The organism is Candidatus Nitrotoga sp. BS (assembly GCF_927797785.1).
Taxonomy (GTDB): Bacteria; Pseudomonadota; Gammaproteobacteria; order Burkholderiales; family Gallionellaceae; genus Nitrotoga.
On the sequence record NZ_CAKMLL010000058.1, the window covers coordinates 1 to 14,016 of the forward strand.

The following is a 14,016-nucleotide window of genomic DNA, read 5'->3' on the forward strand; positions in this document are numbered from 1 at the left end:
ATCTCGCCCCATCATTCTGTTAGAAAAAGTTGCACTTCGTTGTTGAATCCGCGATTCATTAAGATTGACAGCCTCTTCCAGTATCAAATGGAGGGTTCAATTTGCTATGAATTTGGAAAAACGAAAAATGTACTGATGGTCTATAGTATTTGAGTTAAAATTAACGATTAAATAAATTTTGCTTGATCTGGTTTTCTTTCGGAAATGGTTAGAGTGCACAGATTATCGTTAGCCATCACATTCCACTTCGTTTATTTTAGTTCGGCCTTGGCAATTTAAGCAGCACAGAATGATTAAGCTAGCAACCAGAAAACTTTTAACGAAAAGCTCGTCTTTCTGGGTTACGTTATCGTTTTCGGCACTCTTAAATGGCTGTGCTATAGGCCCTGATTTCAAAAAACCTGAAGCTCCTCTGGCTACCGGTTATACCCCTCAATCCCTGCATCAAGGAACTGCTGTGGCAGCGGGAGAGTTGCAAAAATATAATGCAACAGCGGTTATTCCTTTTGACTGGTGGACGATGTTTCATTCACCGCAAATCAATTCATTAATTGAACGGGCTTTCAAGACTAATCCGTCGATTCAATCTGCTCAAGCAGCGTTGCGTCAGTTGCAGCAGAACGTTATTGCGCAAAAGGGATTTTTCTACCCCACCCTAGGTGCCAGTTATTCGCCATCTCGTAACAAACTTAGTGGTAACAATGGGGGAAACTCATTGGGCTTACAAGGGAATGGTCGGGACATCCAAACCGTTTCAAACCCTGCGGGACCAATATTTGTTGCACCAGTTTATTACAATTATCATATCGCGCAATTAACGGTTGGTTATGTGCCGGACGTGTTTGGTCTCAACCGGCGGCAGGTCGAGTCTCTTCAAGCCCAATTAAATGCACAGCATTTTCAATTGGAAGCGACCTACATCACCCTTGCTTCGAATGTCGTGGCAGCTGCTTTGCAGGAAGCGTCGCTACGCAGTCAAATTGCGGTGATGCAAAAAATTATAAGTTTTCACAATGAAAATCTTGAGGTTATGCGCAAACAGCTCAAGCTCGGATTTATTGCTGAGCTTGAAGTGGCGTCTCAAGAGTCAGTGAAGGCACAGGCAGAACAAGCGCTTATTCCAATGAGGAAGCAGCTTGAACAAACCCGCGATTTGATTCGTGCCCTTGCGGGAAATTTACCTAATGAAGATGTACCAGAAAAGTTTGAGCTTGCGTCGCTCCGTTTACCGCAAGAGCTTCCATTAAGCCTTCCATCACAGCTCGTTGAACAGCGTCCCGATATTAGAGCCGCACAAGAACAATTACACTCAGCCAGCGCGGAAGTTGGTGTGGCCATAGCTAGTCGGCTTCCGCAGTTTGCAATTACCGGTGCGATTGGTGGAATGGCATCAACTCCAAATTGGATGTTCCAGACAGGTGGTCCCTTTTTTTCGTTGCTCGGAAGCATCTCTCAAACGCTGTTTGATGGCGGGACATTAAAAGCTAAGGAGCGCGCCGCAAGAGAGCATTTGGTTCAGGCCAGTGCAGATTATCGAAATGTGGTGATTACTGCTTTCCAAAATGTGGCGGATACGCTGCATGCTATTCAATCAGATGCGGATTTCCTGAAAGCTGCTGAGCGTTCTGAACAAGCCCTTAAAGTAAATTCTGAAATTACCCGCAAGCAATACAAGCTGGGCTATGTAAGTTATCAAACAGTGGTGCTAGCCGAACAAAGCCACCAGCAATCATTAATTAATTTGATTCAGGCTCAAACCAATCGCTTTGGCGATGCGGCAGCGTTATACCAAGCGCTTGGGGGAGGGTGGTGGAATCGCTCCGATGCACAAGTAGGCACTAATTTAACCACGTCGCTTGCTTCATCAAATGAAACACTCGCTCCATGATCAAATTAAATAAAAAATTTTTGCTACCTATTGTTGTCATAGTCTTGGCGGCTGTTGCAGGCTATTGGGGATGGAATAAATTTAGCTCTCCCAACCTGGCTTCTAGCCCAGAAAAACCTTCCATCCCTACGACCTCTGACCAGCTGCGGTTTGCTGCGAACGCGCCACAGTTGTCATTTTTGAAAATAAAAACAGTTGAAGCATTCCCCGAGCCTTTGGTAGAGCCGCTGAACGGGCGTATTTCTTACAATGACAATAATACAGCCCGTGTTTTTTCCCCGCTTGCCGGCCGAGTCGTCAAAATACCTGTCGAAGTAGGGATGCAAATAAAAAAAGGCGATCATCTATTAGTGCTGGATTCACCTGATTTCGCTATTGCAATAGCTGATAATGCAAAGGCAAATGCAGACGTATTACGTAAACAAGAAGTTTACGAGCGTACTAAACAGTTATATCAAATTAAGGGAATTGCTCGCAAAGAGGTTGAGGCAGCCGCAGCCGACTGGCAACAAGCGCAAGCAGAATTCCTTCGCGCCAAGGCACGGTTGAAAAACCTGAATGCCGATGTGCCTACGTTGGCGGGCCAATTCATATTACGTTCGCCTATAACTGGCACTGTCAGTGAGCGGCAGGTCAATGCCGGCAGTGAGGTAAGACCGGATGCAGTCAATCCACTGTTTGTAATCACCGATCCACTTCATCTTTGGGTGCAGATTGATCTGCCCGAAAGACAGCTCGACAAAATAAACTTTGGTGATTTGGTTTCTGTTGAAGTAGATGCTTATCCTGGCGAAATTTTTCAGGGTAAAGTGACTGTCATCGGTGGCGCATTGGATCCGTTAACGCGACGTATACAAGTGCGCTGCGAGCTGGACAATCCACACCTTAAACTAAAACCGGAAATGTTTGCACGCGTCACTCCAATTGCAAGTGATAAATCTAAATTACCCCGTGTACCAAATGCATCAATAGTCACTCAAGGCTTGTTCAGCTACCTATTTGTCGAGCAGTCTCCCGGCGTATTGCAACGTCGTCGGGTTACGCTAAGCCTGCAGGGAAGTGAATATGCCTATGTCAAAGAGGGCTTGCAAGCAGGCGAGCGCGTAGTCACAAGCGGAGCCTTGTTGCTGAATTCTGAACTCGGATCAACGAGTGATGCTGCTCATAACTAAATACCGGTTCTAGTTAAATGTTAGATAAGTTAATTACCTTCGCATTGCAGCAGCGTGTGTTTGTGCTCGCTGGTACATTGGTATTGATTATTGCCGGGTGGCAGGCCATTGAAAATCTACCGATAGAGGCATTCCCTGATGTGCAGGATGTCCAGGTGCAGATTGTTACCCAAGCTTTGGGTCAAGCTCCGGAAGAGGTCGAGCGCAGCATAACCTTACCAATTGAGCGTGAAATGAGCGGCGTTCCCCGCATGACACAATTGCGTTCTGTATCTATTACCGGTTTGTCTGTAGTCACTCTTACCTTTTCAGATCGTACTGACGATTATTTTGCACGTCATCAAGTGCTGGAAAAGTTACAGAACATCAGCTTGCCTCCAGGCATACAACCTAGTCTGGCACCACTCACGAATGCAGTCGGAGAAGTTTATCGTTATGTGCTGGAAGTACCGAATGATATGCACCCGAGGGAGGTGCGCGCATTGCAGGACTGGGTACTGAGACCCGCCCTACGCCAAGTTCGAGGTGTCGCAGATGTAGTCAGTTTCGGCGGCACGGTGAAGGAGTATCAAGTTCGTATCAATCCTTTCATGTTGCGTAAATTCAATGTAACCATTGACCAAGTAGCTCAAGCGCTCAACATCAATAGCAACAATGGTGGGGGTGGTGTACTAGTGCGAGGTGATGAGGCATTAGTATTACGCAGTATTGGATTATTTAAAACGTTAGGTGACATTGCGCGTGTAGTGATTATTGCCAAAGATGGCAAGACCGTTCTGGTTGGTGATGTCGGCGAGGTGGTTATCGGTGATCGGACACGCTCAGGCATGGTGGCCTTTAATGATTACGATAATGTGGTGCAAGGTATTGTACAGATGACCAAAGGGCAAAACGCTACCAGGGTTGTGGAGGCGTTAAAACTCCGTATTGAAGAAGTGTCATCCAAATTGCCGCAAGGTGTGAAAATTGTCCCCTACTATGATAGAACTGACTTGGTACGCCACGCAGTTCACACTGTGAGCGAGAACTTGATTGTTGGCGCGCTATTAGTTATAGCCATCCTTATTTTATTTCTGCGCAACTGGTATGCGGCGCTCTCCGTCGCGGTGATTATTCCGCTGGCAATGCTGTTTGCATTTATCCTGCTTGATCAGGGTGGCGTGTCAGCCAATCTGATCTCACTCGGTGCTGTGGACTTCGGAATCATCATCGATAGTGCAGTAGTTTTGATCGAAGCGTTGATGGTCAAGCTCGCTTTAGCAAAGGCGGATGGATTGCCGCAGCATCAAACTTACGGCTGGCGCTTACATCTCATAAAGCAAACAAGTATTGAGATGGGGTCTCCCATATTATTCTCCAAGGCTATAATTATATTGGCTTTTTTGCCTATTTTTACTTTTCAGCGGGTGGAAGGAAAGATTTTTACACCCGTCGCGCTTACCCTAACTTTCGCATTGATAGGTGCAATTTTGTTGACACTGACATTATTGCCAACCTTATTGAGCTATGCAGTGAAAAGTAAAGATCTTGCCGAAAAACACAGTGACTGGATGCACAAATTGCAAGAGCACTATCGCAACTTGCTGCTGTGGGCAGGCAATCGGCGCAAAAGCATCGTAGCAGCTTCTATCGGTGCGCTTGCTATCACACTCATGGTCGTACCCTTTCTGGGTAGCGAATTTCTACCCAAGCTGGATGAAGGCAACATCTGGCTAACTATCAGCTTGCCACCCGCGACCGCATTAGATAAAACCAAGGATGTCGAACGACAGGTGCGGGCTATCATGAATTCCTATCCAGAGGTGAACAATGTCGCCACTCAAGTTGGACGCCCCGATGATGGTACTGATCCGAAAGGGCCAAATAATCTGGAAATTATGGCTGATCTCAACCCGCATGACACATGGCATTTCGTAGACAAGGAAGCATTAATTGCGGATATGACCAAAAAAATTCGCTCTATACCTGGCGTACCTACAAATTTTTCGCAAGTTATTCAAGATAACGTGGAAGAAGCGCTGTCTGGTGTAAAGGGCGAAATTTCGGTTAAGATTTTTGGTCCTGATCTGGAAATTCTTGAAGATAAATCTGAACAAGTCGCCCATATACTTAATGGTATTCGTGGGGCGGCTGACGTAGCCGCAATTAAGGTCGGCGGGCAAACTGAATTAAACATTACGCTCGATCGTAATCGAATGGTGCGTTATGGCATCAATGTCAATGATGTGAATAACATTATAAACATCGCTATGGCGGGCAGCGCAGTCAACGTTTTTTACGAAGAAAGCCGGCGTTTCGATGTGACACTGCGTCTGGATAAGAAATACCGGGACGCGGTAGATGACCTTGCTGATTTGCCGATTACATTGCCTGCTGGCGGAACTTTGCCATTGGGTTCAATTGCAGAAATTGCAGTGCGTCAGGGAGCTGCTCGTGTCGGGCGTGAAGCAGGTGGAAGATTAGTAGCAGTAAAAGCTAATTTACTCGGCCGCGACCAGGGCAGCTTTGTGGCCGAAGCAATGGAAAAAGTGAATGCACAGGTGAAGCTTCCACCTGGCTACAGCATGACTTGGGGCGGGCAATTTGAAAATCAGCAACGCGCCATCAAACGTCTCAAAATTATTGTACCGTTGTCAGTACTGATGATTTTTATACTGCTATTCTGGGCGTTTCGTTCCATGCGTAAAGCGCTACTGGTAATTTTGATGGTGCCCTTCACACTGATCGGCGGCATTGCCGGACTTGGTTTCGCCGGGTTGCACCTGTCCGTTTCGGCTGCCGTCGGATTCATTGCCGTAGCAGGCATCTCGGTGCAGAACGGCGTGATCATGGTAGAGCAATTTATGGAAGGCTTACGAAATGGCAAAGAGATATCTGAGAGCGTTCTGGAAGGTGCGGTTGCACGCCTACGCCCGATCCTGATGACCGCGCTGATGGCCGGTATCGGTCTATTACCCGCAGCTCTTTCCCACGGGATAGGCTCGGAAACACAACGCCCTTTCGCCGTGGTCATCGTTGGCGGGATTGTTTCCGCTACCCTGTTCACCTTGCTATTACTGCCGTTGCTGTTCACTGTATTTGCTGAAGAAACTAACTCTCCCCAACAAATCCCTGCTTCGTAGCTCATGGGCAGAATTCAGTACGAATGACAAGCAACACTTAATCAAAAAAGTACATACGCACGATGTTCAGGCATGTCAAAAGCAAAGCCGGATATCTGATTTAATAAATACCCGGACTTTGTTTCAATTCGATTTTGCCATGTATCCCGACTTTCAGCAGTTGCATGGTCAGAATTTTTCCGCCCATGTCCGTATCCCCTTCATAATCATTTCCACGGCGATAGTTCCAACATACAGTGCCGTAATGCGCCCGGCGATCTCAATGTATTTTTTAATGATCGGTTCATGGCGTGGCCGTACGAAGTCGTGTATTGCCTTGAGGGCGAGCATGATACCCACAGAGATGACTGTAGCAACAACGATCGTGGCACTAGCATACAGTGCTTCATGCCTCTTGCCGATGACCATGCTGGCGCTGATAGTGCCGGGGCCGATCAATACAGGCATCGCAATTGCAGCCGCAAGACCCGGTGAATCTCCTCTTAACGCAGTGATCGCCTTCGGTCCGTAAAAAACGAACTGTAACCCGATGAGGAGAAAGATTACGCCGCCGAATATCTGGAACGAGGCGAATTGCGCCTGAACTATGTTGGAGAATATGACATCGCCGAGTATCGCGAAGCTGCAAAACACCGCCGAGGCGATGAGGCTGCCATGGATCAACACCTTAGCGAATTGCCTTTGATCCAGCTTCTCGACCAGATCAACAAGGTAAATGATAACCAGAAATGGATTGAGCAAAGCCAGCATCAGCAATGAAGATTGTATAAGTTCGCTCATGTTTTTACCGTTTAATGATAGCCTTGCTCGACCGTGGAGTCATCCAGCTGTCACTGCCCGTTTTGGCAGACTGCTGAACAGGGTGGGGGATAACACAAGCAATCCCGCCAGAATTCCCGGCATCCCCTCGTAAACAGCGTTATGCCATCCGATATAACGCCACAATATCGCAGTTGCCAGTCCGGTGAATATTGCAATGATACTTGCTCTGGTGCCCGGTTTGCCACCCAGTGCCAGCACGATCAGCAACGGGGCAAATGCACTCGCAAGGCCGGACCATGCCATGATGACCAGGCTGAATACACTCTGATGGTTGAGCAATGCCCATAATAATGCGGCCAGGGTGATTGCGGCTGTCCCGGCTTTCAATATTTTTGTATTTTCAATCTTGTGGGGGAGCAGATCATGGGTTAGCGCGGAAGAGCAACTGAGTATCAGTGAATCCGCAGTTGAAATGGTAGCGGCAAAAATCCCTGCGAAAATCACGCCAACCAGGGCAGGCGGCAGTATTTGCATGGCCATCGTCGGCAGTGCCAGTTCCGCATCGAACGAACCAGGGTCAACCAAATAAATCCGGGACAACATGCCAACACTTGTAGCCATCAAATAGAACACAGTAAACCACAGGTAATACCAGAACCGCGCCGTATTCATTTTCGCAGAATCATTCAGTGCCATGAATCGGACCATGATGTGTGGCTGCCCGACAACTGAAAATCCTGCGAATCCCCAACTGACGGCAAATATCACCCCGCCGACAAAACCCGGCACCACCAGATCCTTGGGAAACCAGTCCATGAAACCCGGCACGCCGTTCATCTGCATAATGGCCGACCCCACACCACCAAGATTGGATACCGCGGTAAACAGCAATAATCCCATCGCAAGCATCATGACTACCGACTGGGCTGCATCCGTCCAGATGGATGCGCGAATGCCGCCTGAAAAACAGTACGCCATCACCAGAACCGCGCCTATAACAGCTCCCGACCATGCCGGCCAATCGAGCAGCACATAAAGCGCTTTGCCGCCGGCGACCAATTGCGCGCTGGCATAAGCCAGCATGAAGAGCAGCGATATACCGCCGATCACGCGCTGTAGCATGCGCCCCTCTCCGCCATTCCAGCGGCTCAGCACCCCCGCGAAACTTGCTTCTCCGGTTTGTTGTGTTGTCAATCTCAAACGGGAATGGATGAAAGTGGATGACAGAAAATCACCCGCGATCCATCCCAGCATCAGCCATATGGAGGCTAGTCCGGTCACATAGGTATAGCCGATCACGCCGATAAACATAAAGCCACTGTTGTTGGTGGCGACTGCCGACAAACCAACCAGTGAGGGAGCCACAGACTTGCTGGCCAGATAATAATCCTGCTTGGTGTTACGGCTGCTGAAAATCGATGCAATGCCGATCAGCAGGAACAAGCCCATAAACAATATGAAGGTCAATATCATGTGCGCTTACTAATCTGCAGCTCGGAATACATTTGGATGCCTGCAGGAAACTAGACGGCCTGCAATTCGCAGCGATAACTTTCCGAATCAGAGCGTTGCAGTTTTATTGTCTCCACATGCTCGCGGGTAGTGATGTATTCTGGCCGGGGTGATTGATCGCAAAACGGTTGCACTACCCGGTTGCTGATCGCGTTGTAGACAAAGAACGCATTGGAGCGCGGGTCTGGCGTGATGTTACTGTTGGAACCGTGCATGGTATTGCAATCAAAAATGATCACCGAGCCTGGTTTGGCCGCTGCACTTACTATCCCGTTGTGCTTGGCCAATTGCTCAAGCAGCCCATCCTCCGGTACGCCATATTCCTGTTTTTTCAGTGATGCCCTGAAGTGGTTGGCGGGCGTTTCGCCGGTACAGACTGCATAAGCTTTATGCGATCCGGGTATCAGCATCAACGAACCGTTATTATGAGTATTCTCGGTCAGTGTGATGGACATGCTCAGTGCGCGCATGGCAGGCATACCATCCTCTACATGCCATGTCTCGAAATCCGAGTGCCAAAAGAATTCCTTGCCGCGAAAACCGGGCTTGTAGTTCAGTCTGGACTGGTGGATATAAACTTCGTCATCCAGCAGACCCTGCGCGATTCCGGCAAGGCGAACGTCTGATGCCAGACGCTTGAAAACCGGGCTGATACGGTGCACGCGAAATATCGAGCGGATGTCGCCGCTTCCAGGTTCAGAGATTACCTCGTCGTTTCCGGCCAAGCTTGCATCCTTGCGCAGGCGCTCCAGCTCATCCTTGAAACATTGAACCTCCTCGCCGCTGAAAACATCGTGAAGTACCAGATAGCCATCGCGTTCATATTGCGCTACCTGTTCGGGCGACAAATACGGCAACAGCTGCTGTGGTGCTGAGGCATAAACCACCGGGTCCAGACGCGGCTCCAGGCACGGTGCACGTCCGGCGCGTGAAGGATATTTATCTACCGCTTCACTCATTTTTATATTCTCCTGTTTCAATTCGGTTCCTCTCATATATTACGGGACCGATCACTGTACCGCCTCAGCATCCAACTCATAAGCGCCCTGGGCGTTGTGGACTTCTTTACCATGCAACGGGGGGTTAAACACACAAGCCATCTTCATCTCGGTTGTGGCCAGCAATTTGTGCTTGTCATGATTGTTCAACGCATAGATCGTGCCGGGTTTGATGGGATAGACTTTTCCGTCAGCCAGGTCTTTGATCTCGCCTTCGCCGCTAATACAATAAACCGACTCCAGATGATTTTGATAGTGCATGTCCAAGTCGGCGCCGGCAAAGATCGTGGTGATATGAAAAGAGAAACCCATCGCATCGCTTTTAAGGAGCAAACGCGTGCTCTCCCAGCCATTGCTAACCACGCGCCGATTACTTTGCTCCGCTTCCTCCAATGTCCTGACTATCATTTCATCTCCATTTCTTTTTTTATGTGCCCCAGCCTATTCCGCGCGCGCAACGCCGACTGAAAAAAATCTTTCTCGCGCGGTATTCTCCTGAAATGATTGCATGATTCGTTGATGCTCTCCTCAATCATGTCGAGTCCCTTGCCGAGTGCCTCATCAGAGATCGTCAATGGACACAGCAACTTGATCACCTGGTCTTCGGCACCGCTGGTCTCTATCATCAGCCCCTTTTTGAAGGCACGTAGCGAAATGTCGCTGGCCAATTCTCCGCTCACGCAGTTGATTCCCTGGAACATCCCCCGACCTTTGGCATTGAAATTCCCGTCGCCATATTGCGCCACAAAATGATTGAGACGCTCCGTTATCACTCGCCCTTTTGACTCGATACTTTTGGAAAACGTGCTGTCCGACCAATAGTGGTTGATCGCCGCAGTTGCAGTAATGAAGGCATGATTGTTGCCCCGGAATGTGCCGTTGTGTTCGCCTGGCTTCCACAGATCAAGTTTTGATTTCATCAGCACTACCGCCATTGGCAATCCGTACCCGCTCAGTGATTTGGACATGGTGACGATATCCGGCTGAATGCCGATCGGCTCGAAGCTGAAGAACGTGCCGGTTCTGCCGCAACCTGCCTGGATATCATCGATGATCAACAGGACTTCATGGCGCTGGCAAACTTCTTGCAAGGATCTCAGCCAACCGAAACTCGCCACATTAATCCCGCCTTCGCCTTGCACCGTCTCAACGATGGCCGCAGCCGGTTTATCCACACCGCTGCTGGCGTCGGACAGCACCTTGTCCAGATACTCGGTGGTATCGAAACCTTCGCCCAGGTAGCCGTCATAGGGTATGCGCGTGACGCCGCCCATATTAATCCCGGCCGCACCGCGATGGTGTGAATTCCCGGTCGCCGCCAATGCACCCAGCGTGACACCGTGAAATCCGTTGGTGAAAGCAATGATGTTGTGGCGTCCCGTGATATTACGCGCCAATTTCATCGCGGCCTCGACGGCATTCGTTCCGGTCGGCCCGGTGAACTGCACCTGGTAATCCAGCCCCCTGGGTCTGAGTATCTTGGCCTGAAACGTTTCCAGAAACTGTTGCTTGGCCACGGTATGCAGGTCCAGCCCATGGGTGATTCCGTCCGCCTCGATGTAATCCAGCAGTGCCTGTTTGAACAGCGGATTATTGTGCCCGTAATTCAGCGTCCCCGCACCGACGAGGAAATCCAGAAACTCTGTTCCATCGCTGTCATACAAATACTCGCCGCGTGCGCGGTTGAACACTCTGGGGAAAGCCCGTGCATAGCTGCGCACTTCCGATTCCAACTCGTCAAAAATCTTCATTCTGTTTTCTCCTTAATCTTGAATATGTGAGCCACTTGCTGCTGCAAACGGGCCGATCCGAAACAGGTATTCTGTTTCGTGCGCGCCTGCAAAATGCAACGCCTGCTCGAACATGACTGAGCGAACCATGTCTGCGTTTTGCTCAGTCGCAAATCCCGTAAACAATTTCAATGAAGCGTCGTTTCCGGGGGTGATTGATGTCTCGATGTAGCAGATACCTTGCGTTGCCGTCCGTTTCAGCAAATTGCGCAGCATCGTGCGTGCCAGACCCTGTCCGCGCGCCGAGGGGTGCACCGCCACTTGCCAGACGAACAAAGTGTCAGGCCGATCCGGGATGCAATAGCCGGTTACGCTGCCGACCAGATCGCCGTTTCTGATGGCGGCTATGGAAGTATTCTGGAAATGACTGCACTGCAACAGGTTGCAGTATGTGGAATTGGGATCGAGTGGGGGACAGTCATGCACCAGCCGGTGCAGCGCCATACCATCGGTCGGCGCAAGGGGACGAAATTCAAATGGGATGGGTTCGTGAACCGCTAAATTTTCTCTATCTGTTTGATTGGCCAAAAAATAATGCGGTATGGAAAGACAACATGTCCTCCAACACCTTTGTGGGTCGGGTTAATAAATTCTTTTTTACCTTAACACATTGAAAAGCATGTGGCCAGTAGTTATCTGAAGATTAAAGAATGGGGAACTCAACCGCACAAGTTGAAATAAACTTCTTTCCACATCCCCTCACCAATCCCATTTTTATCGTCATAACCATGCTTCAAATCGCAAGGAGATACCGTCTTGTAATCATTCATTGCGCACTTTACTGGGATGCAAGCGCTGCGATGACCCTTCCGATGAGAGCCAAAGGTAGCTCTTCGCTGTGCGGGAAAGACAGGTTGCCCTTGGGGCCTCGATAGGCTTCAGTCTCTGAGATTAGCGCGAAATCGTCTGTCACTGGGGGATAGATACCGATGTGCGTCTTGAAAGCGGCGAAGTAGATGAAGGTGTTTTGCTTCTTGAACGCCGGCATGTTGTAGCTGATAGTCCTTGTTGCTCCAGGAATCTGTGATTCGACCACCTTTTGAATGAGTTCAAGTCGTCTGCGTGCTTCAGCTGTCTGACTGATGAAGTACTCCTCGTGCGATAGAAATGGCATGTCGGTTTCTCCTGGGCGCTGCGAGCCATGTAGTGCCCATGTGAATTCTAAGTCGATTACATTCATTTCAACCCGGTTAAACACGGGCATGTGCAACGTGCGGTTGATTGGCCTCATTCAACATTTCATCGCTATGTGCGCATGAATGGGCTGTTGCGATGGAGAATGGTGTGCTGGGGTATGATAGACGCTGCCTGGGCGGTCACAAAGACGTGCCCACCCTACTTGACTTCATCACCTATTTGAACACTCTAATTCGATGCTGCCATTCCCGGGTCAATGAAGCCATGCAATGTTGAATGAGGCCAATCAACAGGGTGAGTGACCCGCCCATGTTTTACAGGATTGTAATGAATGTAATCGACGTGCCGCACAAGATCAATCTCATCCCGGATTTGATGTTCCCAATACCGCCGCTGCCAGATGCCAAGCTCACGCTTGGTTTGGTGGCTGGCACGAATATGCTCGCTTTTTGTCAGCCACCTGGAAAATCCGGCCTTGATGAGCGACCAGCGAAGTGGATAGTCGGCATCGTCCGGCGGCAAGCGCCATATCGCATGCAGGTGTTCGGGTAACACATCCATCGCCAGAATAGCAAATGGATGCGCGTCTTTCACCATTTTCATGGCTGCGCACAAGTCATCAATATGTCAGACCAACAAATCAGAGCGCCGTTCAGCCAAGTTAACTGTGAAGAAGTATGTACCTCCCGCTGCATTGGCTCGTCGGTAACGCATCTTTTTATCTACCTTCTGTGATGTTGGGCTTCATTTCTTTCAGCCCAGCCTACCGAGCTCGCGCGTCAAGCCAAGAAGTGCTGAATTCATTTGTTCATGACTTGCCGATATTCAATCTCAACATCAGCGTCATCGGTTGCAACGGCGATGACTGAAAACCGTAGTGTTCGTAGAACTTCTTGGCGCGGTCGTGAAGTGCATTTACCAGCAGAGCTCGAACACCGGCATTCTGAGAAACTACAAGCGCCCGGTTGACGGCGTCTTGCAATAGGGATGCGCCAAGCTTAATGCCTTGGGCATGGCGGTCAACCGCGAGCCGAGCCAGAACCATCACCGGAACGGGATTGGGCATGATCCGACGTACAGAACTGGTTGCAATCTGGTGCGAGACAGCACCTGCAGCCATGGCATAGTACCCGTAAACACGACTATCCTGATCCGCCACTACAAACGTGCGGCTGGCTCCACTTACTTGGTTGACTATTGCGCGGCGCTTGAGCCACTCGTCGAGAACGCCCTCACTGCACTCAAATTGATCCAGAATGTGGATGGTCGCGAGTGGCTGAGGTGCGTTGAGTTGTAAACTCATGCCTTGATTGCGGCCCAGGGAGCTGTCACCGTCATAAGGCGCTCAAGTCCTGGATTTGGGCTAGGCGGGGCGTCGAGCATTGCCGTGAACTGCTGAAACTTGTCGGTATTCAGGCTGAAAAAAACCTGGTCAAGTATTACCGCCTGGGCGGCTGAGCAGGCAGCCTCGAGCATAAAGTCCGAACGATTCTTGCCTAGCAGAGTTGCAGCGTGATCAATTAAATCTCGTTGCTCGGGCAATGCCCGTAGGTTGATGGCGGCGTCGCGCATGGACTTTTCCTCTCAATGTATTGACAATAGCTATACGAATAATGACTATGCGTGTATCTATTG

At 49.6% G+C, this 14,016-nt stretch carries 13 protein-coding genes; 3 read left to right on the forward strand and 10 right to left on the reverse strand.

Annotated features, from left to right (window positions below; translation table 11 throughout):
* Positions 1-289: 289 nt before the first annotated feature.
* From MJ769_RS06495 to MJ769_RS06505, 3 genes are read left to right on the forward strand one after another with little or no spacing between them, the layout of a single operon-like run.
* Positions 290-1,888 carry an efflux transporter outer membrane subunit gene (locus MJ769_RS06495; protein ID WP_239235424.1) on the forward strand — a complete coding sequence of 533 codons (1,599 nt, stop codon included), beginning with the start codon at positions 290-292 and terminating at the stop codon, positions 1,886-1,888.
* A complete protein-coding gene (locus MJ769_RS06500; protein ID WP_239235426.1) occupies positions 1,885-3,060 on the forward strand; it encodes an efflux RND transporter periplasmic adaptor subunit in 1,176 nt (391 codons plus the stop codon). Before MJ769_RS06495 ends, MJ769_RS06500 begins: the two co-directional genes overlap by 4 nt.
* Before the next feature lie 17 nt (positions 3,061-3,077).
* Positions 3,078-6,182, forward strand: a complete 3,105-nt coding sequence (locus MJ769_RS06505; protein ID WP_239235428.1) for an efflux RND transporter permease subunit — start codon at positions 3,078-3,080, stop codon at positions 6,180-6,182.
* A 168-nt stretch (positions 6,183-6,350) separates the two neighbouring features.
* On the opposite strand, the gene MJ769_RS06510 is transcribed toward MJ769_RS06505, so the two are convergent.
* The 10 genes from MJ769_RS06510 to MJ769_RS06560 form a co-directional block, all read right to left on the reverse strand.
* A complete protein-coding gene (locus MJ769_RS06510; RefSeq protein WP_239235430.1) occupies positions 6,351-6,962 on the reverse strand; it encodes a MarC family protein in 612 nt (203 codons plus the stop codon).
* A gap of 39 nt (positions 6,963-7,001) precedes the next feature.
* Entirely contained in the window at positions 7,002-8,417 is a 1,416-nt protein-coding gene (locus MJ769_RS06515) for a sodium/proline symporter (protein ID WP_239235431.1), read from the reverse strand.
* A 50-nt stretch (positions 8,418-8,467) separates the two neighbouring features.
* Positions 8,468-9,415, reverse strand: a complete 948-nt coding sequence (thpD, locus tag MJ769_RS06520) for an ectoine hydroxylase (protein WP_239235433.1) — start codon at positions 9,413-9,415, stop codon at positions 8,468-8,470.
* Positions 9,416-9,466: 51 nt separating this feature from the next.
* Positions 9,467-9,862 (reverse strand): ectoine synthase, encoded by a 396-nt coding sequence (locus tag MJ769_RS06525; RefSeq protein WP_239235434.1) that lies wholly within the window; start codon positions 9,860-9,862, stop codon positions 9,467-9,469.
* Positions 9,859-11,205: a diaminobutyrate--2-oxoglutarate transaminase gene (ectB, locus tag MJ769_RS06530; protein WP_239235435.1), complete on the reverse strand. Its 1,347-nt coding sequence runs from the start codon at positions 11,203-11,205 to the stop codon at positions 9,859-9,861. Before ectB ends, MJ769_RS06525 begins: the two co-directional genes overlap by 4 nt.
* A 12-nt stretch (positions 11,206-11,217) precedes the next feature.
* Positions 11,218-11,772, reverse strand: a complete 555-nt coding sequence (gene ectA, locus MJ769_RS06535) for a diaminobutyrate acetyltransferase (RefSeq protein WP_239235436.1) — start codon at positions 11,770-11,772, stop codon at positions 11,218-11,220.
* 250 nt (positions 11,773-12,022) lie between these two features.
* On the reverse strand, positions 12,023-12,475 hold the full coding sequence (locus MJ769_RS06540) for an iron chaperone (RefSeq protein WP_305854693.1): 453 nt from the start codon (positions 12,473-12,475) through the stop codon (positions 12,023-12,025).
* Between the two features lie 134 nt (positions 12,476-12,609).
* Positions 12,610-12,996, reverse strand: coding sequence for an REP-associated tyrosine transposase (locus tag MJ769_RS06550; protein ID WP_445083078.1), 387 nt, complete (start codon positions 12,994-12,996; stop codon positions 12,610-12,612).
* Positions 12,997-13,189: 193 nt separating this feature from the next.
* Complete coding sequence (locus MJ769_RS06555; protein ID WP_239235440.1) at positions 13,190-13,684, reverse strand: GNAT family N-acetyltransferase; 495 nt, start codon at positions 13,682-13,684, stop codon at positions 13,190-13,192.
* Complete coding sequence (locus MJ769_RS06560) at positions 13,681-13,953, reverse strand: type II toxin-antitoxin system TacA family antitoxin (protein ID WP_239235442.1); 273 nt, start codon at positions 13,951-13,953, stop codon at positions 13,681-13,683. The genes MJ769_RS06555 and MJ769_RS06560 overlap by 4 nt, the downstream gene beginning before the upstream one ends.
* Positions 13,954-14,016 lie beyond the last annotated feature (63 nt).

Coding starts and splice junctions, on each gene's coding strand:
- thpD (WP_239235433.1), bottom strand. CDS start 9,415: ATGAGTGAAGCGGTAGATAAATATCCTTCACGCGCCGGACGTGCACCG.
- MJ769_RS06500 (WP_239235426.1), top strand. CDS start 1,885: ATGATCAAATTAAATAAAAAATTTTTGCTACCTATTGTTGTCATAGTC.
- MJ769_RS06505 (WP_239235428.1), top strand. CDS start 3,078: ATGTTAGATAAGTTAATTACCTTCGCATTGCAGCAGCGTGTGTTTGTG.
- MJ769_RS06515 (WP_239235431.1), bottom strand. CDS start 8,417: ATGATATTGACCTTCATATTGTTTATGGGCTTGTTCCTGCTGATCGGC.
- MJ769_RS06560 (WP_239235442.1), bottom strand. CDS start 13,953: ATGCGCGACGCCGCCATCAACCTACGGGCATTGCCCGAGCAACGAGAT.
- MJ769_RS06540 (WP_305854693.1), bottom strand. CDS start 12,475: ATGAGGCCAATCAACCGCACGTTGCACATGCCCGTGTTTAACCGGGTT.
- ectB (WP_239235435.1), bottom strand. CDS start 11,205: ATGAAGATTTTTGACGAGTTGGAATCGGAAGTGCGCAGCTATGCACGG.
- MJ769_RS06495 (WP_239235424.1), top strand. CDS start 290: ATGATTAAGCTAGCAACCAGAAAACTTTTAACGAAAAGCTCGTCTTTC.
- MJ769_RS06525 (WP_239235434.1), bottom strand. CDS start 9,862: ATGATAGTCAGGACATTGGAGGAAGCGGAGCAAAGTAATCGGCGCGTG.
- MJ769_RS06510 (WP_239235430.1), bottom strand. CDS start 6,962: ATGAGCGAACTTATACAATCTTCATTGCTGATGCTGGCTTTGCTCAAT.
- MJ769_RS06555 (WP_239235440.1), bottom strand. CDS start 13,684: ATGAGTTTACAACTCAACGCACCTCAGCCACTCGCGACCATCCACATT.